Genomic DNA, 25,239 nt, shown 5'->3' on the forward strand with positions numbered 1-25,239 from the left:
CTGGAAAACTCGACTTCTCACGCTTTAATGAGCATGCCCGATGAGCCCCGTTACCCACTCCGTTTTCAAAAGAGCCCGTTGATGTTTGTCTCCTCCGCGAATTGCCGCGTCTCTTGTCAGTCCAGCCGCGCCACCACCTCTGCCAACCCGCCGAGGAACCGCTGCCAGCCGTAATTCGCGCCTTGGTAGTTTTGTTCCTGTTCAGGCCGGAAGCCGCTTTGTTCCATGCGCACGAGCACACCGCGCGGGGTCGGCGTGAGTGTCCAGGTGATAACGGTCTTCAGTCCGTTGGCCGCTTCTTCGCCTGACGCGTTCCAGCTATACGCGAGCGTTTCATTCGGCTCGACGACCAGTACTTCGCAGTCCGTCACGCCGTTCCAATGCGCCATCGGCGCGGCGCGGAAGGTGAACTTGTGGCCGACGACCGGCAGAAAATCATTCGCCATCAGCCATTCTTCGATTAGCGGCCCCTGAGTGAGGGCGCGCCAGACTTTCTCCGGCGAATGCGGCATTTCCCGTTCGACGACAACGGAGCGCGTAGCGGCAGGGTTCGTAGTCATTGATCCATCCGTTTCAGTAGCGTTTCGAGGCGATCGAACCGGCCGCGCCAGAAGGCGCCATAAAGACTCATCCAGTCGATCAACGGGGCCAGGCTTTGCGGGTCGGCGGTGTAGTAGACCGAGCGCCCTTGCGGGCGATCGCGCACGAGGCCCGCGAGTTTGAGAATGCCGAGGTGCTTGGAGACCATGGGTTGCGACACGCCCGCTACCTCGGTCAACGCGCGTACGCTTTGCTCGCCGTCACGCGCGAGGCGCTCGAAGATCGCCCGTCGAGTGGGGTCGGCGAGCGCCTTGAAGAGATTGTCGGGATCGGTTTGCATGCTTTAATCATAACCATGTGGTTATTGATTGGTCAACAACGGGCGAACGAACGACGATACGGGCGCTTGCCAGGTGGTTTGCCGCGCAGACCTATTATTTCCAATAAGAAACGAAAGGGTTCGCTGCGACGCGTCGCCGATGCGCCGGCACGGGCAGGCCCGATGGCTGTTCCGTAGCCGTCGTCCGATCTGGCTGACAAAGCTGGAGCGGGCCGTCGGCGTGCTCCGTCGTCCAGCTTCGGGCAAATACCCTTGCCGCCATAAAAACCCGCGTGTATAGTTTCCGAACTTACTCTTGTTTCGCATTGGAAATTAAAGGGATCCTCATGGACGCTTCAACCATCCTCGCCGACCTCGGCATCGCCCGCGCTGCGCAAGCCGGCGACATCGCGGTCCATTCGCCGATTACCGGCGAACTCATCGGCCGCGTGGCCAGCAATACGGTGGCGGAAGTCGACGCGGCCCTCGCTCGGGCGAAAGACGCCTACGCTGCCTGGCGCAACGTGCCGGCGCCGCGCCGCGGCGAACTGGTGCGCCTGCTCGGCAACCGTCTGCGCGAAAGGAAGCAGGCGCTCGGCAGCATCATCACGCTCGAAACCGGCAAGATCCTCCAGGAAGGCATGGGCGAAGTGCAGGAAATGATCGACATCTGCGACTTCGCGGTCGGTCTGTCGCGTCAGTTGTATGGCCTGACCATCGCATCGGAGCGCCCCGGTCATCGGATGGCCGAAACCTGGCACCCCATGGGCACCTGCGTCGTCATTTCGGCGTTCAATTTCCCGGCGGCCGTGTGGTCGTGGAATGCGGCGCTCGCGCTGGTGTGCGGCAACGCAGTGATCTGGAAGCCGTCGGAAAAGACGCCGTTGACCGCGCTCGCCGTCAATCAGATTCTCAACGAGGCGCTGCAGGAATTCGGCGACGCACCGGCCGGCCTGACCGCGCTGATCAACGGCGGCCGCGATGTCGGCGCGAAGCTGGTGGCCGACCCGCGCGCGTCGATCGTCAGCGCGACGGGCAGCACGGGAATGGGCCGTACGGTCGGCGTGGAAGTGGCGAAGCGCTTCGGCCGCTCGCTGCTCGAACTCGGCGGCAACAATGCGGGCATCGTCACGCAAACGGCGGATCACGAACTCGCGATGCGCGGCATCCTGTTCTCGGCGGTCGGCACGGCAGGGCAGCGTTGCACGTCGCTGCGGCGTCTGTTCGTGCACGAGAGCGTCTATGACAAGACCATCGAGCGTCTGAAGCAGCTGTACAGCAAGGTGCCGATCGGCAATCCGCTCGAAAAGGGCACGCTGATGGGGCCGCTGATCGACAAGCAATCGTATGTACGTATGCAGGAAGCGCTGCAACAGGCCACGTCGGAAGGCGGCAAGGTGTTCGGCGGCGAGCGCATTGAGGTTAAGGGTTATGACGGCGGTTATTACGTGCGCCCGGCGATCGTCGAAATGCCGTCGCAAACCTCGGTGGTGTTGAAGGAAACCTTCGCGCCGATTCTTTACGTGTTGCGCTATGCGGATTTCGCGGATGCGGTCGAGGCGAACAATGCGGCCGTGCATGGTTTGTCGTCGTGCGTGTTCACGACCGACCTGCGCGAAGCGGAGCGCTTCCTGTCCGACTCGGGCAGCGATTGCGGTATCGCCAATGTCAACATCGGGCCGAGCGGCGCGGAAATCGGCGGCGCGTTCGGCGGCGAGAAGGAAACCGGCGGCGGACGCGAGTCGGGTTCGGATGCGTGGAAGGCCTACATGCGCCGCGCGACCAACACGGTCAACTACTCGTCGGCTTTGCCGCTCGCGCAGGGCATCGACTTCAATATCGGCTGACAGCGTTCGCTGTATCCGGCAGTGCATAGCGGCGCAATCACGCGCCGCTATGCACTGCATCTTTCAGCAATCCGTTTGCGCCGCCCGCCGTTCGAAGGCGGCTACGCTACTTGTGGAGTAAGACGTGAGTTCCAGAGTTGTGATCGTCGGCGGTGGGGTGATCGGCAGCTCGATCGCGTATTTTTTGCGGCTTGCTGACCCGACGGTCGGCGTCACCGTGATCGAACGCGATCCGACTTACGCGCGCTCGTCGTCGGCGTTATCGGCGGCGTCGATCCGTCAGCAATTCTCCACACCGCTTTCCATTCAGATGTCGCTGTTCGGCATCGAGTTTCTGCGCTCGATCGGCGATCGGCTCGACGTCGACGGCGCGAAACCGTCGATCGATCTGCACGAAGGCGGCTATCTGTTTCTGGCGACGCCCGCCGGCGCGGCGACGCTGCGCGAGAATCACGCGTTGCAACGAAGTCTCGGCGCCGATATCAGTCTTCTCGACAAAGACGCGTTGCAAGCGCGCTTTCCCTGGCTCAATACGGAAGACCTCGTAGCGGGCGCATTTGGCGAAAGCGGCGAAGGCTGGTTCGACGGTTACGGGCTCGTGCAGGCGCTGCGCAAGAAAGCGCAGGCGCTCGGCGCGCGCTATGTCGCGGCCGATGTCACAGCGTTGTATCGCGACGGCAAACGTGTCGCGCAGGTGCAGACCGCGAGCGGCGAAACCTACCCTTGCGACGTGCTGGTGAACGCGGCAGGAGCGTGGTCACGCAAAGTCGCGCAGATGATCGGCATCGACCTTCCTGTGTTCGCGCGCCGCCGCAGTATTTTCAACGTCAGTTCGCCCGCGCGGCTCGAACGTTGTCCGTTGCTGATCGATCCGAGCGGCGTGTATTTTCGTCCCGAAGGCAAATCGTTTATCTGCGGCACCTCGCCTTCAGCGGATAACGATCCCGACGATTTGCCGCTGGACGAAGTCGATCACGCGCTCTTCGACGAAGTGATCTGGCCGACGCTCGCGCACCGCGTGCCGCAATTCGAAGCGCTGCGCGTGCAGAACTGCTGGTCCGGCTATTACGAGTACAACGTCCTCGACCAGAACGCGATCATCGGTTATCACCCGGACGTCGATAACTGCATTTTCGCCAACGGTTTTAGCGGCCATGGTTTGCAGCAAGGCCCGGCAACCGGCCGCGGCGTCAGCGAATTGATTCTGCACGGGCGCTATACGACGCTCGATCTTGGCTCGCTGAGCTTTGCCCGCGTGCTCGAGAACCGGCCGATTGTGGAAAAGAACGTGGTCTAGGCATGCCAGGCGCACTCGGCAGATGATGCGGTAAACGCAATACGTAGTGCGTAGATATCGTTTGCCGCCCACCCCGACGATGGCCACAATCGACGCCGATCTTCCATCGACAGATAAACGGCCCGTCATATGTTCACGTTCAACCCTGCATTCGAAGCGCCGACCGGTTCGCCGATCCGCGAGCTGTTCAAGTATCTGGCGCAACCCGGCATGATCTCGTTTGCCGGCGGCTATCCGGCAAGCGACCTGTTCGACCGCGAAGGGCTCGACGCCGCCGCGTCGCGCGCATCGCAGCAGGCCACGCTCTGCCTGCAATACGGCCCGACCGATGGGCTCGCCGTTCTCAAGGATCAGCTCGCGCAATTGATGACGCGCCGCGGCACCGCCTGCACGCCGCAGGAATTGCTCGTCACGACCGGTTCGCAGCAAGGCTTCGATCTGCTGTTGCGCGTGATGGTCGCCCCGGGCGACGTGGTGCTGGTCGAACAACCGGCTTATCCGGCGACCTTGCAGGCGCTCAAGCTGCAACAGGCCGACGTGGTGACGGTGCCGGTCGATCAGGACGGACTCGACGTCGCCGCGCTCACTGCACTGCTCGAAGCGGGCACGCTGACCCGGCGGCCCAGGCTGCTGTACACGGTGCCCACGTTTGCCAATCCGACCGGCGCGACTTTGTCGCCGGAACGGCGCACGGCGTTACTGAAACTGGCGGCGCGCCACCACTTTCTGATCGTCGAGGACGATCCCTATGGCGATCTGCGTTTCAGCGGCGCGGCGTTGCCGTCGCTGCTCGCGCTCGCCGACCAGGTGCCGGGTTCGCGCGACTGGGTCGTGCATTTTTCGAGTCTGTCGAAGATCGTCGCGCCTGGTTTGCGGGTCGGCTGGATGGTCGCGCATGCGGAGATCTTGCGCCGCTGCGTGGTCGCGAAGCAGACCGTCGACCTGTGCAGTTCGCCGTGGACCCAGGCGATCGCCGCCGAATACCTCGCGAGCGGCGCACTGGAACGTCATCTGCCGCGGATCATCGACGCCTATGCCGTGAAGTGCCGCACGCTGTGCGACGCGCTCGACGCGCACTTGCCCGGCGGCATCGCGTTTCATCGTCCCGCCGGGGGCATGTTCGTGTGGGCGCGGCTGGCGGGCGGGCAGGATGCGTCCGATTATCTGCGCGCCTGTATCGAGCGCAATGTGATGTTCGTGCCGGGTGTCGCGTTCTATAAGGACAATATCGATGCGGCGGCGCTGCGGCTGTCATTCGCGGCTCCCGGCGTGGCCGATATTGAAAGCGGCGTGCAGCGAATGAAACAGGCGCTCAAACTCTTTTGACGGCGGCTCACACGTAATCGCTGCAAAGCGGTAACAGAAATACTTGAAATAGCCCGGCGCGCCATACAGTGCGGCCGGGCTTTTTTATGGATGCGGTTAATCTTATCGATTTGGCATAGGCGCACCAATCGGTTAATGCCGGAGAAGGCCACGCCATACTTGCAGGCTCGACGCGGTTCAAGCACGCGCTCAAACCCGGCACAAACGCATGCCGCTCATACTCGTCACATGCCGTGTTATCTCAAACTGCTGCTTCCAATAGAAGAAGTGGCCGATTGATTAATACGGATCAATGAAAACGCACACAATTCTTTCGTCAAATTCCTGAAATCTGACTGACTGTCAAATGCAGATCGCCGCTGGTTTTCAGCTAAAAATCTCAGGTATCATCCTTGCCTTCGGCGAAGGATTTCGGCGAGTTAATCCTCGCGTCCATCATCGTTAATACCGTCGCATCGAACCAGAAAAAATCAGATGAAGATGTCGCGTAAAAAGATTGCAATCCTGGCGGTCGGTCTTCTGGTCGTGGCCGGCGTGATCATTCAGGCGGTGTGGCGTCCATTTGCGCATCGCAAGGCCGCCGAAACCGGCGAAGTCGTACTCGATATTCATCACCCGGACGCGGTGATCGACAGTGAAGCGCTCTCGCGTCTGCCGCGCGACATTCTGCGCGTGCCGCTGTTGCACGACGTGCTCACGCAAGACTTCGTCGACTATTACGAGTCGGACAATACGCGGCTTTCCGCCGAGGGCGCGCTGCGGCGTCTCGCGTTCGAACATCAGCTCGACTGGCGCGACGAACTGATCCGCCGCGTGTTCGACGAACCGGCGCACGTGCTGCTGTGGCGCTCGCCGGATGGACGCCTCGGCTACTGGGTGATGTCGATGCGCCGCAACGGGCTGGCGAAGCTGCTGCAAGGTCTCGGCAACGTCGCCGCGAGCGACGCGCAGTTGAGCCAGGTCGCCAGGCTGTCCGGCGGCGTGCCGGTCTACGCATTGAAGCTGGCGGTCGGCCGCACGGTATTGTTCGCCACCCAGGACGATCGCGTCGTCGTGCTGTCCGCCCCCGGCGTGCTGCTCGATGCGAAGGGCGGCTTGCTCAGCGAGCGGGCCGACGCGGTTTCGGAAATGCTGTCGTCAGGTCGCGACGACGCGGCGCGTACCTATCAGCTGGACGCGCCGGGCGATGCACCGAAGGGGCATCGGCTGGTGGTGTCGGCGAATTACCTGTCGTTTGGTTATCAGGCGTTCTTCTCCGGCATCGACGCGTTGCGATTCGACTTTTCGCCGAATGGAAGCGCCGCGGCGAACTGGCAAACCGCCGCGCTGATCGAGCCGGGCAAGTTGCCGCAGCATTGGAATAGCGCCGATTTGTGGCGCGCGTTGCCGGCCAACCCGGCGGCGTGCACGAGCTTGCCGGCGGACTGGAAGGAAGCGTCGGGTCTGCTGGGCAAAGTGGCCGACGCGGGTGCGCAAGGCGCGACTGCGGTCGGCGCTCAGCTCGCGGGTCCCGCGGCCGTCTGCTGGTATGCGAAGTCCACGCTGGTCGCGCCGGTGTTCGTCGCGCGCGTGAAGACGCAGGACGCGGCGAGCCGCGCCGCGCTGAAGGCTGCGCTCGGCAAAACCTTCGGCAACGTGATCGGCGCGTATGAGGCAAAGGCGGCTAAATCCGGCGATGCCGACGCGGACTATCGCCGCCTGCCGGTCACGACGCGCGAGCAAGGCGCCGACGTCACCGTGTGGCAACGTCCGGTCAGCGCGCGTGCGGGTACTGCGCTCTCGAGCAAGGCGGCGTTCGCTTCGCAACTGTCGGCGGAACGCTATTTCCCGGTGACGCTCGCACTGGCGCACGGCTATCTGATCTTCTCTCCCGATGCGCGTCTGGTCGACGATACGCTCGCCGTGCTCGACAAGCGCTATCCGGCGCTCGCCGACACGCTTGCGCCGCAGCGTCTGCCGCGCACGATTCTGACGCTGACGCCTTCGTCAGCGGCTGCGCTGATCGAGCGCGAAGCAGGCGCGGCGTTGCCGGCCGATCAGGAGTCGGTGTTCCGCAACGCGTCGCGCACTCACCTCGTGCCGAAGCTGCATGCGCTCGCGCACTATCCGCCGGTGTCGTTGACGTTGCCGCAGGACTTGCCGGGTTCGACGGGCTGGGTGCCGGTCGAATGGTGGTTCGATCGCGCGAAGGCGGGCGCCGGTGCGGATGCCGGTGGCGCAGCGGGTGTGGCGGCGGGTGGTGCCGATACGCCAGCAGATCAGCCCGGCACCGAGGGCGACTAGGTGCGCTGTCTTCACGTCCCCGGCGTGGCGTTCGCGACGGATGCGCGCGCAAATGCGTACGCGCGTGAACGTGCGCCTGAGCACTCCCCTGGACGCGCGCCCGCAGCAAATGCGGACGCCCGCGCGTACACCATGCCTGCCGCCACTCGTCGCGCGTGGCTCGCGCGTGCCGCCGCAGCGTTCGTCATGGCGAGCCTCGCGCCGTATGCGAACGCGCTCACCAGCACCGCTGCCGCGCCCGATCCCGACGCACTCTCGCCCTGGCAATCGGCGGCATTTCGCGCGTGGTTCGTGCGCATTGTCGATCAGCAGATGCGGCGCGGCCCGACGCCGCGCTGGACGCAACGCGATTGCGCGGGCCTCGTGCGCTTTGCCGTCGGCGAAACCCTCAAGCCGCACGACAGCAAATGGCTGCGCGCGAACGGCATGACCAGTCTCGCGGACACCAGCAGCATGCCGCCCGAATTGCAACTGTCTGCATCGCAACGCACGCTCGCCAATCGCTGGACCCAGCTCGACGGTTCCACCGGCGCGTATGCGTCGGCGATCGCGCTGATTCAACGCAACAGCCGTTTTGTTTCGAAGGACGTCAATCAGGCGCTGCCTGGCGACCTGCTGTTCTTCGACCAGGGCGACGACCAGCATCTGATGATCTGGCTGGATCGCTACATCGCTTATCACACAGGCACCGTTACGCCGACCGATACCGGTCTGCGCGCCGTGGCCGTTTCCGACCTGATGCAATGGAAAGATTCCCGCTGGCAGCCGCTCGACGGCAATCCGAATTTCGTTGGCGTGTTTCGTTTGGACTTTTTGACACCATGACCCGAATGATTTCCGTCACCGCTTCGAGCGGCCGGCTTGGCAACGCGCGGCGTCGCGCGGCTTTCACGTTGGCCGCGCTGCTGACCGCCATGACGCTGGCCGTCGCGCCGGCCTATGCCGACGACGCAGCGGCGAAGGATGACGATGCATCGAGCGCCTCGGCGGATAACAACATCGCCGCGAACCCCACGCTGCGAACCGCGCCGTCGAGCAATTTCGTTTCGCAGAAGGTCGACGGTCAGCCGTTCTTCCTGCTCTCGGATGCGAGCTTCGGCAGCGATCAACTGGCGCAGGTGCGGCTGGAGGCGCCCGGCCGGGAGTTCAAGGATGCGCTGCAAGCGTATGGCGGCGCGGACATCGTCGTGTATCGCGTGCCGAAGCCGCTGGACTTTCTGAAGGCGCAGAAGAATCTGCATCGATTGAACGTCGCGCCGAATTATCAGGGCGAAGGACTGGCGAATACGCTGGCCTATCTCTGGGACCGCTGGTTCACCGAAGCACGCCGTGCGTGGCAGCGCGTGCTCTCGTTCGCGACGCGCAGCAAGGCGACCGAAGCCGCGCCGCAATTCAGGCTCGGCGAGCAGACCGGCAAGCAGACGCAGTTCCAGCCGAACTCGCAGTTCGCGCCGCTCAAGGGCTACGATCCGGTCGCGCGCTTTCGCTATCCGATCTGGGACGCCAAGGTGATTCAGCCGCCGAAGGGCGTGAATCTCGAAGGCAGCAGCAGCAACTTTATCGAGGCGAGTTCGGGCAACGTGATGATTCCGGTCGGCAAGCTGCCGCCAGGGCTGTATATCGTCGAGGCGATGATCGGCAACTATCGCGCGCACACGCTGCTGTTCGTGTCGGATACGGTCGCGGTCGTGAAGGCGGCGTCGAGCGGGATGCTGGTGTGGACCACGCGGCGCGATAACGGCAAGCCGGTCGCGAGCACCGAAGTGAACTGGACCGACGGCGTCGGCGTGCTGCAAAGCGGCATCACCGGCGGCGACGGCGCACTCGTTCTGCAACACGTGAGCCCCGAGCGCAGCTACGTGCTCGGCGTCGATCCGCAAGGCGGCGTGTTCGTGTCGGAGAATTTCTATTACGACAGCGAGATCTACAACACGAAGATCTACGCGGTCACCGACCGCCCGATGTACCGTCCGGGCGACGCGGTGCATGTGAAGTTCATCGGCCGCACGTTCCAGAACGCGACGCAATCGTCCGCGCCGGCCGATGCCGATATCAAGCTCGACGTGCTCGATCCGAACGGCGCACCGGTCGCCAGCAACAAGGTGCATTTCGCGTCCGGGACTGGCGCGGACACGTCGTTCACGCTTCCCGCCGATGCCACCGCCGGCGGTTACACGCTGCGCTTCGATTACAACGGCGATGTATACGGCAGCGCATTTCGCGTCGCCGAATATGTGAAGCCGCATTTCGACGTCAATCTGTCGATGGACAAAGCCGACTATGCGACCGGCGAGCCGCTGAAGGGCAAGATCCAGTTGCGCTATCCGGACGGCAAGCCGGTGCGAGACAGCAAGATTTCGGTCACGCTGCGCGCGCAGAAAGTGACCATTGTCGACGGCGAATTGCGTTATGCGGGTCTGTTTCCGGTCAAGCTGGAGCAGCAGGAACTGAAGACCGACAGCGACGGCAACGCGAGTCTCACGCTGCCCGCCGCCAAAGAGCCGAGCCGCTATGCGTTGACCTTGTTCGCTCAGGACGGCGCAGCCTACAAGGTGCGCGTAACGCGTGAAGTGCTGATCGCGCGCGGCGCGACGCCTTATCGTTTGTCGACGGCGAAGTCGTTTTCGCAGCCGAAGGAAACGGTCAGCTTCGATCTGCAAGCGCTCGGCACGCTCGACCCAGCGTCGCGTGCACCGGCCAAGTGGGAATGGACCCGCCTCGAGTCGCAGACGCATGGCGAAGGCGCGCTCAAAGCTTCGGCCACGGGCGGCAAGCTGTCGTTCCCGGTGCAATTCGACCAACCGGGTTCGTACATGCTGTCGGTCAAGGACGACACGGGCAATCTGCTCGCCGCCGCAAGCCATTGGGTAGCGGGCGACGGCGTGAAGGCGATTCCAGGCAGCGTCGAGATCGTGTTCGATCGCGACAAGTACAGGATCGGCGACACCGCCGAAGCGCTGATCACTTTCCCGATGCCGGTGGACGATGCGCTGCTGACTCTGGAGCGCGACAACGTCGAACGCCGCGCGTTGCTCACGGCGGGCGGCGACTGGCTGCAACTGCAACGCGTCGCGCCGTCGCAATGGAAGGCGCGTATCAAGGTCGGCGAAAATTTTGCGCCGAACATGACGTTCTCGGTGCTGTACGTGCATGCCGGCGAATACGTGTTCCAGAACGCGGGCATCGTGGTCGCGCAGCCGCAGATCGAACTGAATGCGAAGAGCGACAAGCCGGTGTACGGTCCGGGCGATACCGTCACGCTGAACTTCGACAGCACGCTGAACGGCAAGCCGGAAGCGGCGAATCTGACCGTCAGCGTGGTGGATGAAATGGTCTACGTGTTGCAGCCGGAAATCGCGCCTAACATCGTCGACTTTTTCTATCACCCGCGGCGCAACAACGTGCGGACGTCGTCGAGTTTGTCGTTCATTACCTACGACCTCGCGCGCTCGCCGTTGAAGGGCGCGCCGGGCGGCCCGCAACGCGCGAACTACAACGAACGCGGCGTGAAGGTGCTCGAACGGCCGCGTCGCGACGACCAGGACACGGCCGCGTGGGAAGGCAATCTGAAGACCGACGCCAACGGTCACGCCACGATGACCTTCAGGATGCCGGACTCGCTGGCGCGCTGGCGCGTCACCGTGCGCGCGGCGGCGTCCGACGGCATGGTGGGTCAGCGCACCGCGTATGTGCGTTCGGACAAGGCGCTGTATCTGAAATGGAGCGGGCCGTCGCATTTCCGCGTCAACGATCAGCCGGCCATCGACATGATCGCGTTCAATCAGACCGGCGCGGACATGGACGCCGAGTGGGCGGTCGACGGCGGAGGTTTGTCGTTGAATCAGAAGGTCACGCTCAAGCGCGGCGCGAATTATCTGCGTCTGCCGACCGGCGCGCTGAAGGCCGGCGTGATCAACGCGACGCTGCGCCGCGCGGGTAAGGATGTGGATCGTTTGCAGACCACCATCCATCTCGATGCGAGCGGCTGGCTCGATCTGCATCAGAACACCGTTGCGCTCGACGGTTCGAACAAGCCGCTCAATCTGCCGCAAGACGCGCAGGACGTCAGCGTGCGTTTTGTCGGCAGCGCGTCGAGCGCGTTCGCGCGCGTCGCCGACGATCTGATCAACTATCCGTACGGTTGCGCCGAGCAGACCTCGAGCCGTCTGATTCCGCTCGCGCTCGCACACGACGCCATCGGCCGCGGCGACAACGCCAGTTCGACGCAAGGGCTCGAAGCGCTGCTGCGCAATCAGCGGCAGCGTCTCGCGATGCTGGCGGGCGTCGGCGGCACGTTCGGCTGGTGGGGCGATACGACCGGCGGCAGTGCGCTGATTACCGCTTACGCGTATTACGCGGATTGGCTCGCGAGCCGCAGCCTCGGCATTTCGCTGCCCGCCGACAACTGGCAGCACGCGATGGACGTGTATCGCGATGCGGGCGCGAAGGAGCCGCTGCTGCACCGCGCGCTGGCGCTGTGGCTGATGCAGCAGATGGGCTTGCCGGTCGCGACGCCGGTATCGGGTGTCGCGGGCGACTTGCTGAGCGACGCGGCGGCGTCGGGTAATGCGGCGGCGCCTGGTGGCACGTATGGCGCGTCGGACAGCATCGTGTTCGCGCAAGCGGACTCGCCGCGCGGCAAGCACGTGGCGACGCTGCTGATCGCCAGCATGGCGCGCGGTGCGGGCGCTCAACTGCCGGATGGGTTCGATGCGGCGGCGAGCGCCGCGCGCGTCGCATTGGTCAACGATCCCGCGCCACTCGTGCAAAGCCTGTTGTACATGACGGCTGGAGAGGGTGGCGCAGCGGTCGATGCATCGGCCCTGCTCGCGAAAAGCAGCGCCGATTATCCGACGCTCGATCGCGCGCTGACGCTGCTGTGGCTGCGCAATGCGCTCGGCGGTGACGTGGCGGCTGGCTCGCTGCCGTCGTTGCAAGGCGCCGGCTGGACACGCGCCGCGACGCCGACCGGCGCGCCGCTCTGGAAGTGGACCGGCGCGGCGCGCCCCGGAGGAAGCACCCTCGGGGGATTGCCTGCGACGCTCGATGCCGGCGCGGCGCGTACGGATGTCAACGCGCTGGTCTCGTTCCGCAGTCATGCGAGCGAGGATAGCCGGCTGAACATCACAGTCGCGCGTCGATTCTACAAACTGGAGCCGCTCGAAGTGAAGGTGAAGGCCGATCCGAAGAAGGGCGACACTGAATCCCAGTTGGGCCGCTCGGCGTTCACCGCGCGTCTCGTGAAGCAGGGCGACGCGATCGACAGCAATGCGCTGTACGTCGACGAAGTCACGCTCACGCCGCGCTCGGGCAACGCATACCACTACGGGCTGCTCGATGTGCCGCTGCCGCCGGGCGGCAATGTCGAAGCGACCAGCTGGGGCGTCTCGATCGACGGATTGCCGGGTGAGAAGGAAGGCGCCAGCGGTCCGCAGCCGTTCCAACGCGCGGCATCGTATGAGATGGGCGAACTGGCTTATCACCAGCCGGTGCCCTTGCTCGATCGGCCGGTGACGCTGCGGCAACTGGTGCGCTTCGCGTTGCCGGGCACGTTCGCGTTGCCGCCGGCGCGCTACTTCCGCATGTATCAGCCGGACGCGAAGGCGTTCGAAGGCGGCAAGAGCGATCGCGTGACGACGCTGCGCATCGAGTAAGCGAGACCGCCATGTTCCCTGTTCTCCGGCGCACTCGCGATCGTCTGGCCGCCACGCTGCGGATCGCGCTCGCCGTGAGCGTGGGCTGTGCGTCGATCGGCGCGGCGGCGCAGAACGCGGAGGGCGCCCAGGCGCCGGCGGCGTCGTCCGCGCAGACGCTGCGGTTTGCGTGGCTGCGCGACGCTCAGGCCCAACTCTGGCAGGTCAATGCCGATGGCGCGCTCGACGGCGTCTCGCCGCAATCCGGACGGCCGCTGCCCGCGTCTTTGGAGACGCCGCTCGGCAGCGTGTGGAAGCTGTTCGTCTACGGTTATCTCGTGGACCGCAACATCGCCGCGCCGGATTACACCTGCAGCGGCGGCGATCCTGAAGAGGTGTACTGCTGCATGACGGGCGGCCACGTCGACCGTGAACACGCGCTGGTGCAATCGTGCGGCCGTTTTTTCGAACCCGCGCGTTTGCAACTCGATCCCGCCGACTGGCGCAAGTATTGGACCGCCGCGCATGCGCCCGTCTGGCTGCGCGACCTTCACGCGATGACGCCCACGCGCCGCGTGCCGGTCACCGAACTGCTGGCCGCGTTGCAGGCGATGCCGGCACGGCCGCGCGAAGCGGCGGCGAGCACGCTGGTGTCGGTACTGACGAGCGGACGCGGCGAGGGCACCGTGTCGCTATACGGCAGCGTGCTGCGCGCCAAGACGTGGACGATGCCGGACCCGGCGCGGCCCGGCGCATCGATCGGCGGCGCGGCAGGCTGGCTTGCCGACGGCACGCCGGTGTGGCTCGGCGGTTCAGGCGGCAGCGCGCGCGTGCTGGCAGCCGCCGCGCCGCGTATCGCGCCGCTGCTCACGCAAGTCAACGTACCGGACGACGCCGCCTGCGTCCTGGTCGATTTCTTCACCCGCTATCCGATTCGCCAGGTGCTCGGCGACAAGGGTTCGGCCGCGGTGCCGGATGGTCCGTTGCGTGGCAGCATCCGGATCGGCTTCGTCAACGGCAACTGGGCGCGCGTGGAAAGCCGCGGCGAATTGATGCTCGATCGCGACGACAAGGGCGCGCCGCAACTGATCGGCCGCTTCGGTATGAACGACTATGTCGCGCGCGTGGTCGAGCGCGAGGGTGATACGAGCCAGCCGGAAGCGGCCAAGGCTTTGGCCGTGGCGGCGCGCACGTACGTCGTGCAGCACGGCAATCACGACCACGGCTGCCTGCGTATCGACGACAGCAGCAGCACGCAACGCGTCCTGCCGCGCGAGCCGACCGCCGCCGCACGCAGCGCTGCCGATCTGACCGACGCGCTCGTGCTGACCGGCGTGTCCGTCCAGTATCACCACGACAAGGCCGCACCGGGCCAGATGAGCTGGCTGGCCGCCAAGGCCTTGGCGCAAAACGGCCTGAGCTTCGATGCGATCCTCGCGCGCAACTGGCCGCAAGCGACGTTGACTTCGTTCCAGAGTCCTTTGTCCGGCGATTGCATCGCGGTGGCCGGCGCGCGTGAATGGCTGCAACGCAACACGCCGTTGTGGGCGCGCCGCATGGACGGCGCAGCGGGTTACGAAACCCCCGATCTGCCGGCCGTGTGCGCGGTACGGGAAGGGCGGCCGTACGCGGACGCGCAGCGCAATCGCGTGTACGTGTACCGGCTGCAAACCGAAGAGGACCGCATCGCGCTTGCGCATGAGTACATACACCTCGCGTTCCAGCATCATCCGCGCGGCGTCGACGAGGCGTTTGTCGAACGCACCGCGCGCACCTTGATCCGTACCGACAATTCGATCCCATGAAACACGCCTCGGCTTCGACTTCATCTTTGTTCTGCTTGCCGCTGTCCGTGCGTGCCGTTGGCGTTCGCGCGGCGTTTGCGGTTGTGTCTGCGTCTGCGTTTGCTCTGACCGCGGCTGTGCTGGCGGCCAGCGCGGCGACGAGCGCGCATGCCGCCGGTGCGGATGGCGCCGTCGCCGATCTGACCGGCGCATTCGGCGGCTGGCGTCACAGCGGGTTGACCAAGGAAGGTGAGCACTTCGTCGCGGCGTACCCGCGTCCGCCGGTCGATCGCGGCGCGCAGCGCTATCGCACGCTGATCGAAGGGCGCCTCAAGCACATCGACAAACATGCGCGCAAGCCGCCGACGCTGGTCGTCAACGGTAATCCGACGCCGCTCTATACCGACAACGAAGGCTCGTTCGCGCGTCCGTGGGCTTTCGGCGCGGGCTCGAACAGCATCGAGCTGATTTCCGCCGACGGCAAGCAGCGCCAGCGCGTGCAGTTCTACGAGGCTGACCGCAGCAAGCCGCAGGCGAAGTTGCGCGCGATCGTCACGTGGGACGATCCGAAGGCGCAGGTCGATCTGCATGTGATTACGCCGGGTGGGTTGCATGCCTTCTTCGCCCATCCGACGCTCGAAGACGGCAGCGGTTTCGACGTCGATTCCGTGGATGGCGCCGGGCCGGGGATTTTTTCGTCGGCGGCGCCCGAGCACGGCACGTGGCTGTTCTTTCTGAATTACTGGGGCAACTTCGATTCGACCGGCTACAACTTCGACGCCGCCGCGCATGAGCGCGACGTGATTACCGCAACGCTGACGCTGGTGTTCAACGAAAATACGCCGAATGAACGGCGCGAAACAAGGGTCGTGCCGCTGCGCAAGATCGGCGACCTGATGCTCGTGAAGAGCGAGCGACTCTGAAAGCGGGATGGGAGCAGTGACGATGAAGGTCAAGACGACGCGGTGGATGAAAGCTGGCTGGACGTTGCTCGTCGTCGCCTGTTTGCAGGCCACGCTGCACGTACAGTCGGCGCGGGCAAGCGATATCGACTTCGCCGCACCGCTGAACGGCTGGCGCAACACCAGCGGCGACAGCGAGCGTTATACGCAGGACGTGCACTACCCGGCGGTGTCGGTCTCGACGCCGGAAGGTCAGTCGAAGTTCGCGCTGATCGAAGGGCACATCCGCAATGCGCCGAAGAAGAAGGGCACCACGGTGGGCACGCTGGTGGTCGACGGTACGCCGTTGCCGCAGCGTGTGGAGGAAGACGGCAAGTTTTCGCGGCCGTACGCGTTTCCTTCCGGCAGCAACAGCGTCGAATTGCGCGCGCCGGATGGCGCCCGCAAGCGTGTGCAGTTCTACGACGCGTACAGGGGCAAGACGCAGCCGAAACTGCGGATCGTGCTTGCGTGGGACACCGACGGCACCGACCTCGATTTGCATGTCGTATCGCCCGATGGCGTGCACACGTGGTACGGAGATCGCGTTGCGCCGAATGGCGGCGCGCTCGACGTGGATGTGACTACCGGATATGGACCGGAGATCTATTCATCGGCTGCGCCGTTGCATGGCACGTATCTGGTTTATGTGAACTACTACGGTAACGGGAATAGCGGCGCCGACATGACCGTCGCACAGGTCACTATCATCACGAATGAAAATACGCCGAATGAAAAGAGCGAGACGATTCGGGCGCCAATGCGGAAGGCGGGCGAGCTGACGCTCGTGAAGACGTTTGTCCTGCCTTAAGGCGTCGCTCCGCTCCACTTGGCCCACTTGGCCAGCAGACTCGCTGCGATCCGATCAGCCGACTCGCTGCGGGCAGAGGGTGGAATCTGAATGCGTTCAATCACTTGCGTGACTCGTGCTCAGGATATCCACAGGCTTGCGAACAATTTCTGTTGATAAGCGTGATCGGTCGGGATGGGCCTTCCCACAGAGTGTGGAAAAGGCGCTGCAAGGGGCTTCTTTTGTCGTGCTCGCAGGCCGAATTGCGAATCGCGCGCACGGCGCGTCATTGCTGGGCGATCAAGGACTTGGATGACGAGTCCGCAGGATATCCACAGGCTTGCGAACAATTTCTGTGGACAAAATGGAAGGTGGTTTTTTGCCCCCTATCCGATTCTCAAATGCCGCAGCAGCGAAAACCCGTGCAACCACACATGCTCGCCGACAAACCACGCTGCTACCCACGAAGCGGCGACGACAATCAGATCGCAATGCCCGCTATTCCAGAGATTCAGCGAATGACGTCCGGCAATCCAGGGCACACCTAGCGGGTTCGGCCAATCAGCAAGCAAATGCATCAACCCGCCGCAGGCAAACCCGAATGCTGGAGCGGCATAAACTGAATGCCCGAGCCAGTGATAAGAAAAAGCCAGCAGCGCCAGCCAGCCAATCCCCCAATGCGTCAGCGTGCGATGCGTAATCCACAGCCGCCGCGCCCGCGACCACCAGGCCACTTCGAGCCAATCAGGCGCCGTGCTTCCCGCCACGCCGGCGATGAAACTCAACAGCACGCCTGTATGAAACGAACCGCCGCCACCGGTGCGCGCGACAACAACCGCGGCGATGACGCCAGCCGCAAAACCCGTCGCGTGATGTGCTTTGTTGGATGCCATCGAAGGTCGCGACGCAACGCGCCGCATGAAAGACAAAGGGCGGCTATGTTCGCAGATGCGCGCGTAAAAAAATAGCCGAAGCGTGACTTCAAAAAAATCACGTTCCGGCGTGGCGGCGAATTACGGACAGCACGACAAAACAGCGCTACAAAACGGCCCGGCAAAAAACTCAGGTCGCGCAGCGCGCAATATCGAAGCGCATTTCCGGTTCCGGCGGATCGTCCGGCGCGTTCGCCGGATGCATCACCTTGATGACTGAGCCGGCGTTCGACGGCGTCAGCGTGACGAAATACGAGTTGTTCGAATCCGAGCCGACCGCGATTTCAGTCGCGCCGCCGACGCGCGACATGCGCACGCGCGACAAGCGGTCCTGGAGGCAATCGGCGATATCGGCAGGCGCGCGCTGCGAAGAGACATACATCATCGGCTGGGATGCGTCGCGGGCGGTGGGGCCGCCGGAAGAACCGCAGGCGGCGAGCAGAACAACGGGAGCAAGCAGGAGGAGTCTTTTCATGATCAGATCGTCGGCGTCCCCGGTCATGCGCGGGAACTTGGGGCGCGGGCGAAGCGCGACGAGATTGACCGTAACGCCATGCTTCGCGACGAAGCCGCCGTTCAGCCGCAGCGACGTCGCGGCGAGGAAGGCAGCCGCGCCCAGTATACCTATCGCGTGCTGACGCCGTCACTACCACTACGTCGAAATGTAAGTCCCATGAAAAAACCCGCGCATGATCGTGTCACGCGCGGGTTGGATTGCAGGCCGGATCGGTATATCCGGCCTGCACGTACCACTAGAAAAACTTAGAAACGGTGACGCAGGCCGACAGCCGCGGCAACCTGGTTGCCGGTCGACGACGGTGCCAGCGTGTTGATCGCCGCGACGTTCGCGCCGAAGTTGCCGAGCTGGCCCGATGCGTGCTGGTACACGCCTTCCAGGTACACGTCGGTGCGCTTGCTCAGCGAGTAGTCGCCTTGCAGCGAGACGGTGTGCCACTTCGGATCGCCCGAACCGTTCGAACCCGACATCTTGCCGTCGGTGAACGTGTAAGACGCCGCGAGGCTCAGTGCCGGCGTCAGCGCATAACGGCCGTTCAGCTCGTAGTTGTCCAGGTGCAGGTTCGTGCCCGCCACGCCAGGCAGCGTCGTGCCGCCGACGTCCACGCCGGTGATGCCGTCCAGTTGCGTATGCGTGTACACGAAGCCGGCGGTTGCCGGGCCATACGAGTAGTTGATGCCCGCGCCGAACGTGCGTTGCAGGTTGGCCGCGACAGCCGCGGTGCCGTCGCCTTGCGACACGGCGCCGCTCAGGTTGGAGCTGCCCGACTTGTTCAGTTGCAGGTAAGCGGCAGCAACGCTCAACGGGCCGTTGTCATACGAAGCGCCGGCGCTCCATGCGCGGTTGTTCGAGAACTGGCCGGCCGAGTTGCTGAAGCCATACAAGCCGCCGAACTTGAGGCCGGCGTAATTCGCGCTCGTGTACTTCACGGCGTTCTTGATCGAGAACGAGTTGTCGAGATTGTCGTTGTCGAACGGGTGAGCGGCCAGATTGTTGCCGTAGCCCGCGCCCGCTTCAGACAGCGGCGCGAGGAAGTCGACCACGGAGTCGTACTGACGGCCGAGCGTCAGCGCACCGTACTGGTCGCTCTTCAAACCGACGAAGGCCTGACGATTGAACATCGTGCTGCTTTCCGAGAACTGGCCGTTATTCAGGTTGAAGCCGTTCTCCAACGTGAAGATCGCGTGCAGACCGCCGCCGAGGTCTTCACTGCCGCGCAGGCCGAAATAGGTGTTCGACACCGAGCCGCTGCCTTGCTGCCAGTTGCTGTGGCCGCCCTGGTTGTTCGAGTAGACGAGACCGGCGTCCAGCGTGCCGTACAACGTGACGCTGCTTTGTGCGTGCGCGGTGACCGCAAACGCGCCCATGATGCCCGCGACGATGAGGGTTTTTTTCATGTTTCATAACTCCGAGACAGTGCATTAGAGAATCGCATTCCAGCGCTCACCGCCGATCCCGCGGGCAGCCTGACGATCCGCTGCGAAGTGTATTCCTGCTATTCATATATTTACGCGCATCCGGCACAACAGTGAATTCACGATTCCGTAATAGCGAATCTGAATGGTGCAAGTGCGGATAAATAAAGAAAAAATATTTTTGAGACGAGATTAGTGGTTGGCTTGTCAATATGTCCGGTGTTGTTCGCTCACGACGGCCTTGCTGGGCTTTGGTCTGCGTGGATTGTCGCGTAATATTTCGCAATATGCGATTCCCCCATTTTTCTGCAATGCACTCTTCCAGTTCGTGAGGTCTTTCTCTGCGGAATCCGGTTCTACAATTCATTTCACCCTTTGACCAAGGGTGTCTTTTTCATCTTTTTATACGCGGCTTCCGGGTCGCGTTTTTTTCGCCTTTTTATAATGGATTTATAAATTCCCGCAAAAAAGTGAAATGGATTATTTCGATTAACGGTGTTCCCGTCTGGACTTGTCCGTTCGTCATAGCGCCGCGTCTGGCGGGTGCGAGGCGGGTAGAATCGCATGCTCGAGATGTGTTTTAGCCCCGCGACCGTGAGTGAACCTGTAATGACCGATACACCCCTTCCATCGTCCGATACCGCTGCCGATTCCACGACGGAAGGCTCGTCTGAAACGCCCGAAACCCTGCACGAAGCGCGTCTGTGGCGCGACGACGGCTGGACCGCGCGCGTCATCAAGAACGAGGACGACGAAGGCTGGGCCGTCGAAATGATCAAGGACGGCGAAGCGGAGCCGGCGCTCGTCGGCCCGTGGACCATGGGCCGCAACAAGAAGGATCCGAAGCCGCTCGATACGTCGGCATTCAACACGCTGGTGAAAACCGCGTCGGAAGTGCTGCGCCGCCATGAACAGCAATTGCGTGCGCAGTTGCATAAAGAGGTGAGCGTGGCGAGCGCCAACGGCGAAGACGAACTCGACATCACGCTGGATATCGTTCCCGACGAAGACGAGCCGTACGCGCTGCTGACCGCGCTCGACGCCTTCGGCGAACAGCTCGCGCAAGTGCAGGTCGCGCCGAACTTCAAGCTCAGCAAGGCGAGCGCCGCTGCGTGGGTCGAAAACGAGTTCCGCCGGCCGGGCTGATCCGGCGTGGCCAAGGTCAAATCGACGCTCGCTCCGCTGGCGCGCGCGAACTATAAGGACCGGTTCGGCGTGTCGGTGGGTTGTCGGTGGGTTATCCGATGGCGGATCCGCCGCCCCTCAACTCCGCTTGCAGAAAATCGCCGTCACGAGCGGCGCCACGTGATGCACGAGCGCCGTGCTGCCGGCCCCGGCGATCGCGTCCTGCACCTTGGACTCGCCGCCGAACACCACCACGCCGTAAGCGGATTGCGCGACAGGTTCGCCATCTCCGATGCGAAACATCGGGTCGTCTTTCTCGTAGCCGACCACCGCGAACACGCGAAAGCCAAACGCGGTCAGCTCGGCGCCCTGGGCCGGCGAAAACGCGTTGATCGAATTGCTCTCCACCCGCATCGGCTTCGGATCGATCATCTGTTGCTGCGCGAGGTCGGCGATGAACTGGTGGCCGCTTTCATTGCACATCAGCGGAGCATCGAGCGTGGCGGCATGGCTCGCTAGCGGCAGCGCCGCAGCGGACAGCGCAAGGACTACAGAAGAAAAGAAGCGTTTCATAGGCGTGAATGGCGACCCGTATTCGATGTGTGTGTTCGCAACGGGCGGCGGCTATTGGACGAGACCCGAGAGACGTTGCGCATCGAAGTAATGCGGTGTAACAGGCGCAACTGGATTCGCACTTTATCTCGATTCGGCAAATCTTGCTCTGGCGCGGTCACGCGGCGGTAACGAATGGACCTCGGAGAAACTTGCAGTAAGAAAGCAATCTTTCACGATCCCGTATATATTTCCGGGTCGTGAATTTCCCGTTCCTCAATCATTGCCGCTGTAATGTGCGCGGAATTGCATCGTGACGCCGGGGGGTATGCCGGCTCACGATCGCCTCTGAAGTCCCTGCTTTTCCCTTCCCGGACATCCCGCTCGACAACATATGTTGTCGATGCAATGCGATAATCGCCGCTTTACGCCGACGGCCTAGCACGCCGTCGTCCTGCCAATGCCTCTTGCTTTAGGCACTTTCATCGTTCCGCTGATCGTCGCGTGCGCGATGTTCATGGAAAACGTGGACGGCACGGTCATCGTGACGTCGCTTCCGGTTCTGGCGCGCGATCTCGGCCAGGATCCCATTACCCTCAAGCTGGCCGTGACGGCTTATGTCATCGGTCTCGGCGTCTTCATTCCAATCTGCGGCTGGGTGGCGGACCGCTTCGGTTCTCGCACGGTGTTTCGCACGGCAATCGGCATTTTCATGGCCGGCTCGCTGATGTGCGCGGCTTCCACTTCGCTCGGCACCTTCGTGGTTGCGCGCTTCGTGCAAGGCATCGGCGGCGCGATGATGGTGCCCGTGGGGCGCATCATCATTTTCCGTTCGGTGCCGAAGTCGGACTTCATTCGAGCGGTCAACTATCTGACGGTACCCGCGCTGCTCGGGCCGGTGGTCGGGCCGCCGCTCGGCGGCTTTATCACGACGTATCTGCACTGGCGCCTGATCTTCTTCATCAACATTCCCATTGGCCTGCTGGGCATCTGGCTCGCGAACAAGCACATCGCCAACGTGCGCGAGGCGCATCCTGGGCGGCTCGACTGGACCGGGTTTGTGCTGTCCGCGAGCGGGGCGTCGCTGTTCATGCTGGGGTTGTCGCTGGTGGGCGGCGAGCTGGTGTCGAACACGGTGTCGTTTAGCATGTGCGCGTTCGGCGTGGTGCTGCTGCTGATTTACGCGCTGTACGCGAGCCGTGTCGAATTGCCGGTGCTCGACCTGCGGCTGCTGCGCATTCCGAGTTTTCACGCGAGCGTGGCCGGCGGTTCGCTGTTTCGCATCGGGCTCGGCGCGGTGCCGTTTCTGTTGCCGCTCGCGTTGCAGGAAGGCTTGGGCATGACCGCGTTCGTGTCAGGGTCGATCACGTGTGCGTCCGCGTTCGGGTCGATCTTCATGAAGGCGGCCGCGTCGCGTATTCTCGGCCGGTTCGGTTTCCGCACGGTGCTGATGTTCAATGCGGGCTGCGCCGGGTTGGTTATTGCGGGGTACGGACTGTTCTTTCCCGGCACACCGCATTGGCTGATCTGGTGTGTGGTGCTGTTCGGCGGCTTCTTTCCGTCGTTGCAGTTCACGTCGTTGAACACCCTCGCGTATGCGGATATTCCGAGCCGCGACGTCGGCCGCGCGACGAGCGTCGCGAGCGTGATCCAGCAGATTTCGCTGGGGCTCGGCGTGACGATTGCCGGCATCGTGCTGCAAATCTCGCATAACGTACAGGGTCATTCGACCATCGTCTTCTCCGATTTCTGGCCGGCGTTCCTCGTGGTCGGCCTGTTCTCGTTCCTGTCGATTCCGGTGACGGCGCGTTTGCCGCATGGCAGCGGCGATGAAATCGCGCGCGGCGGCAGAGGGCGAGGCTGATTGCGGCGCTCGTACCGCGCCCGATAGCGTTGAATGCGCGCCGCGTGCGACGCCGGTTTGAGCCGTTGCCCGCCGCGCAATTCGTCGCCGTTCATCGTGATTGAACGACACTGAGCGACGCGATTTTTGTGTGCCGCAACCCGCACCAATTGTGTGCGACGGCCTGGCCAATGCCAGATCGGCATGTTATAAGCCCAAGGCAGCGGTTCCCATTGTCACAAGAGCAATGTCATGGAGGAGATTCAATGAGGTTGTTTCACAACGCTAAAGCGTCCGCGAGCGGACTCGCGCTGGTCGCACTCGTTGCCGTTTCGGCAGGCTTTCTGGAAGCCACGCCCGCTTACGCCAAACCGCCCGCAAAAGCGCAACCGGCCGTTCTTACCGCTTCCGCCATTGCGGTCGCCGACAAGTACAGCGCCGACGCCGCCGAGCAGATCTTCAAGGAAGGCGGCAATGCCGTCGATGCGGCAGTCGCGATTGCCTTCACCCTTGCCGTGACGTATCCGGAAGCGGGCAATATCGGCGGCGGCGGTTTCATGACGCTCTATGTCGACGGCAAGCCGTACTTCCTCGACTATCGTGAGCGTGCGCCGCTCGCAGCCACCAGGAACATGTATCTCGACGACAAGGGCGAAGTCGTCAAGGGCATGAGCCTGTTCGGCTATCGCGCGGTCGGCGTGCCGGGCACCGTCGACGGCATGTGGCAGGCGCAACGCCGCTTCGGCAAGCTCAAGTGGAAGCAGGTGCTGGCGCCGGCGATTCACTATGCGCGCGACGGCTTCGAAGTCAGCGAGCAGTTGCAGCAGCGCCGCGACGCGGCGGCGAAAGACTTTGCGGGCAAGACCAACTTCGATACCTACTTCGGCGATCTGAAGCAGGGCGTCAACTTCAAGCAACCCGATCTCGCTTCGGTGCTCACGCGCATTTCGGATCAAGGCGCGAAAGACTTCTACAGCGGCAAGACGGCCGATCTGATCGCAGCTTCCATGCGCGGTCACGGCCTGATTACGAAGGCTGATTTGCAGCAGTACAAGGCGGTGTGGCGTCAGCCGATCCAGGCGGACTGGAACGGTTATCACGTGATTACCGCTCCGCCGCCGAGCTCGGGCGGCATCGGTCTCGTGCAATTGCTGAAAATGAAGGCCGATATTGCGCCCGACTTCAAGGACGTCAAGCTCAATTCTCCGCAATACGTGCATCTGATCGCGGAAATCGAAAAGCGTGTGTTCGCCGACCGCGCGCAGTATCTCGGCGATCCTGACTTCTACAAGGTGCCGATCGCGCAATTGACCGACGACGCCTACATCGCCAAGCGTGCCGGCGAAGTCAATCCGAACGCGCCTACGGACACGAAGAGCATTCAGGCCGGCCTCGGCACGTCGATGCCGGAAAAGGCGGAAACCACGCACTTCTCGGTGATCGACAAGTGGGGTAACGCGGTGTCGAACACATACACCATCAACGGCTACTTCGGCTCGGGCGTGGTGGCGGACCGTACTGGCATCGTGCTGAACGACGAGATGGACGACTTCTCCGCCAAGCCGGGTGTCGCCAATATGTTCGGCGTGGTGGGCAGCGACGCGAATTCGATCGAACCGAAAAAGCGCCCGTTGTCGTCGATGAGCCCGACCATCCTGACCAAGGACGGCAAGGTGTCGCTCGTGATCGGCACGCCTGGCGGGTCGCGCATCTTCACGTCGATCTTCCAGGTGATCAACAACATTTACGACTTCAACATGCCGTTGCAGGAAGCCGTCGGCGCGATGCGCTTCCATCATCAGCTGTTGCCGCCGAACACGATCTTCTGGGAGCCGTACAAGCCGATCGAAGGCGAACTCGCCAAGCAGATCGAAGCCAAGGGCTATGCGCTGAAGGGGCAGGATTTCAGCGGCGACATCCAGGCGATCAAGGTCAACGGCGATACGCCGGAAGCCGCGGCCGATCCGCGCGGCCGTGGCGTGACGCGCGTGATCCAGTAAGCGTTTGATCCAGGTCGGGCGGTGCGTCGTGGTGACGTGCCGGCCACAGCAGGAAAAAAGGCCTCGCGCGAATTATCGCGCGAGGCCTTTTTCAT

The 25,239-nt window shown here is 63.2% G+C and carries 18 protein-coding genes; 12 read left to right on the forward strand and 6 right to left on the reverse strand.

The features are described from left to right. Positions 1-116 precede the first annotated feature (116 nt). Entirely contained in the window at positions 117-560 is a 444-nt protein-coding gene (locus AC3WLT_RS33735) for an SRPBCC family protein (RefSeq protein WP_492595948.1), read from the reverse strand. Further along, positions 557-880 (reverse strand): ArsR/SmtB family transcription factor, encoded by a 324-nt coding sequence (locus AC3WLT_RS33740; RefSeq protein WP_492595949.1) that lies wholly within the window; start codon positions 878-880, stop codon positions 557-559. The genes AC3WLT_RS33735 and AC3WLT_RS33740 overlap by 4 nt, the downstream gene beginning before the upstream one ends. A 326-nt stretch (positions 881-1,206) precedes the next feature. On the opposite strand from AC3WLT_RS33740, the gene amaB reads away from it, so the two are divergent. The 9 genes from amaB (at position 1,207) to AC3WLT_RS33785 (ending at position 16,781) form a co-directional block, all read left to right on the forward strand. After that, positions 1,207-2,706, forward strand: a complete 1,500-nt coding sequence (amaB, locus tag AC3WLT_RS33745) for an L-piperidine-6-carboxylate dehydrogenase (protein WP_492595950.1) — start codon at positions 1,207-1,209, stop codon at positions 2,704-2,706. 124 nt (positions 2,707-2,830) lie between these two features. Continuing rightward, positions 2,831-4,003 (forward strand): NAD(P)/FAD-dependent oxidoreductase, encoded by a 1,173-nt coding sequence (locus tag AC3WLT_RS33750; protein WP_492595951.1) that lies wholly within the window; start codon positions 2,831-2,833, stop codon positions 4,001-4,003. A 129-nt stretch (positions 4,004-4,132) separates the two neighbouring features. Beyond that, positions 4,133-5,329 (forward strand): aminotransferase-like domain-containing protein, encoded by a 1,197-nt coding sequence (locus tag AC3WLT_RS33755; RefSeq protein ID WP_492595952.1) that lies wholly within the window; start codon positions 4,133-4,135, stop codon positions 5,327-5,329. A gap of 444 nt (positions 5,330-5,773) precedes the next feature. Then, on the forward strand, positions 5,774-7,612 hold the full coding sequence (locus AC3WLT_RS33760; RefSeq protein ID WP_492595973.1) for a DUF2138 domain-containing protein: 1,839 nt from the start codon (positions 5,774-5,776) through the stop codon (positions 7,610-7,612). A gap of 132 nt (positions 7,613-7,744) precedes the next feature. After that, positions 7,745-8,437, forward strand: coding sequence for a DUF1175 domain-containing protein (locus AC3WLT_RS33765; RefSeq protein WP_492595953.1), 693 nt, complete (start codon positions 7,745-7,747; stop codon positions 8,435-8,437). Beyond that, positions 8,434-13,266, forward strand: a complete 4,833-nt coding sequence (locus tag AC3WLT_RS33770; RefSeq protein ID WP_492595954.1) for an alpha-2-macroglobulin family protein — start codon at positions 8,434-8,436, stop codon at positions 13,264-13,266. The genes AC3WLT_RS33765 and AC3WLT_RS33770 overlap by 4 nt, the downstream gene beginning before the upstream one ends. 11 nt (positions 13,267-13,277) lie before the next feature. Continuing rightward, positions 13,278-15,050, forward strand: coding sequence for a DUF2300 domain-containing protein (locus tag AC3WLT_RS33775; protein ID WP_492595955.1), 1,773 nt, complete (start codon positions 13,278-13,280; stop codon positions 15,048-15,050). A gap of 83 nt (positions 15,051-15,133) precedes the next feature. Then, complete coding sequence (locus AC3WLT_RS33780; protein WP_492595956.1) at positions 15,134-15,952, forward strand: YfaP family protein; 819 nt, start codon at positions 15,134-15,136, stop codon at positions 15,950-15,952. A gap of 22 nt (positions 15,953-15,974) precedes the next feature. After that, entirely contained in the window at positions 15,975-16,781 is an 807-nt protein-coding gene (locus AC3WLT_RS33785; protein WP_492595957.1) for a YfaP family protein, read from the forward strand. Positions 16,782-17,146: 365 nt separating this feature from the next. Here the strand turns inward: AC3WLT_RS33785 and AC3WLT_RS33790 are convergent, their stop codons facing one another. The 3 genes from AC3WLT_RS33790 to AC3WLT_RS33800 form a co-directional block, all read right to left on the reverse strand. Further along, positions 17,147-17,653, reverse strand: a complete 507-nt coding sequence (locus AC3WLT_RS33790) for a metal-dependent hydrolase (protein WP_492595958.1) — start codon at positions 17,651-17,653, stop codon at positions 17,147-17,149. Positions 17,654-17,822: 169 nt separating this feature from the next. Further along, positions 17,823-18,194: a sugar ABC transporter ATPase gene (locus tag AC3WLT_RS33795; protein ID WP_492595959.1), complete on the reverse strand. Its 372-nt coding sequence runs from the start codon at positions 18,192-18,194 to the stop codon at positions 17,823-17,825. 260 nt (positions 18,195-18,454) lie between these two features. Next, complete coding sequence (locus AC3WLT_RS33800; protein ID WP_492595960.1) at positions 18,455-19,606, reverse strand: porin; 1,152 nt, start codon at positions 19,604-19,606, stop codon at positions 18,455-18,457. A gap of 627 nt (positions 19,607-20,233) precedes the next feature. Between AC3WLT_RS33800 and AC3WLT_RS33805 the strand changes: the two genes are divergently transcribed. Beyond that, positions 20,234-20,770, forward strand: a complete 537-nt coding sequence (locus AC3WLT_RS33805) for a hypothetical protein (protein ID WP_492595961.1) — start codon at positions 20,234-20,236, stop codon at positions 20,768-20,770. Positions 20,771-20,887: 117 nt separating this feature from the next. On the opposite strand, the gene AC3WLT_RS33810 is transcribed toward AC3WLT_RS33805, so the two are convergent. Next, positions 20,888-21,322: a hypothetical protein gene (locus AC3WLT_RS33810; RefSeq protein WP_492595962.1), complete on the reverse strand. Its 435-nt coding sequence runs from the start codon at positions 21,320-21,322 to the stop codon at positions 20,888-20,890. Positions 21,323-21,761: 439 nt separating this feature from the next. Between AC3WLT_RS33810 and AC3WLT_RS33815 the strand changes: the two genes are divergently transcribed. Together AC3WLT_RS33815 and ggt are read left to right on the forward strand one after the other, a co-directional pair. Beyond that, positions 21,762-23,165, forward strand: a complete 1,404-nt coding sequence (locus AC3WLT_RS33815) for an MFS transporter (RefSeq protein ID WP_492595963.1) — start codon at positions 21,762-21,764, stop codon at positions 23,163-23,165. Positions 23,166-23,410: 245 nt separating this feature from the next. Further along, entirely contained in the window at positions 23,411-25,144 is a 1,734-nt protein-coding gene (gene ggt, locus AC3WLT_RS33820) for a gamma-glutamyltransferase (protein ID WP_492595964.1), read from the forward strand. The last annotated feature ends 95 nt before the right edge of the window (positions 25,145-25,239 follow it).

The sequence above is a fragment of the Paraburkholderia sp. FW306-2-2C-D06C genome (assembly GCF_058781505.1).

Bases quoted from the DNA above. Each gene is read 5' to 3' on its own strand.
- AC3WLT_RS33735 (WP_492595948.1), bottom strand. From the start codon at position 560: ATGACTACGAACCCTGCCGCTACGCGCTCCGTTGTCGTCGAACGGGAA.
- AC3WLT_RS33740 (WP_492595949.1), bottom strand. From the start codon at position 880: ATGCAAACCGATCCCGACAATCTCTTCAAGGCGCTCGCCGACCCCACT.
- amaB (WP_492595950.1), top strand. From the start codon at position 1,207: ATGGACGCTTCAACCATCCTCGCCGACCTCGGCATCGCCCGCGCTGCG.
- AC3WLT_RS33755 (WP_492595952.1), top strand. From the start codon at position 4,133: ATGTTCACGTTCAACCCTGCATTCGAAGCGCCGACCGGTTCGCCGATC.
- AC3WLT_RS33765 (WP_492595953.1), top strand. From the start codon at position 7,745: ATGCCTGCCGCCACTCGTCGCGCGTGGCTCGCGCGTGCCGCCGCAGCG.
- AC3WLT_RS33770 (WP_492595954.1), top strand. From the start codon at position 8,434: ATGACCCGAATGATTTCCGTCACCGCTTCGAGCGGCCGGCTTGGCAAC.
- AC3WLT_RS33775 (WP_492595955.1), top strand. From the start codon at position 13,278: ATGTTCCCTGTTCTCCGGCGCACTCGCGATCGTCTGGCCGCCACGCTG.
- AC3WLT_RS33785 (WP_492595957.1), top strand. From the start codon at position 15,975: ATGAAGGTCAAGACGACGCGGTGGATGAAAGCTGGCTGGACGTTGCTC.
- AC3WLT_RS33790 (WP_492595958.1), bottom strand. From the start codon at position 17,653: ATGGCATCCAACAAAGCACATCACGCGACGGGTTTTGCGGCTGGCGTC.
- AC3WLT_RS33795 (WP_492595959.1), bottom strand. From the start codon at position 18,194: ATGACCGGGGACGCCGACGATCTGATCATGAAAAGACTCCTCCTGCTT.
- AC3WLT_RS33800 (WP_492595960.1), bottom strand. From the start codon at position 19,606: ATGAAAAAAACCCTCATCGTCGCGGGCATCATGGGCGCGTTTGCGGTC.
- AC3WLT_RS33805 (WP_492595961.1), top strand. From the start codon at position 20,234: ATGACCGATACACCCCTTCCATCGTCCGATACCGCTGCCGATTCCACG.
- AC3WLT_RS33810 (WP_492595962.1), bottom strand. From the start codon at position 21,322: ATGAAACGCTTCTTTTCTTCTGTAGTCCTTGCGCTGTCCGCTGCGGCG.
- AC3WLT_RS33815 (WP_492595963.1), top strand. From the start codon at position 21,762: ATGCCTCTTGCTTTAGGCACTTTCATCGTTCCGCTGATCGTCGCGTGC.
- ggt (WP_492595964.1), top strand. From the start codon at position 23,411: ATGAGGTTGTTTCACAACGCTAAAGCGTCCGCGAGCGGACTCGCGCTG.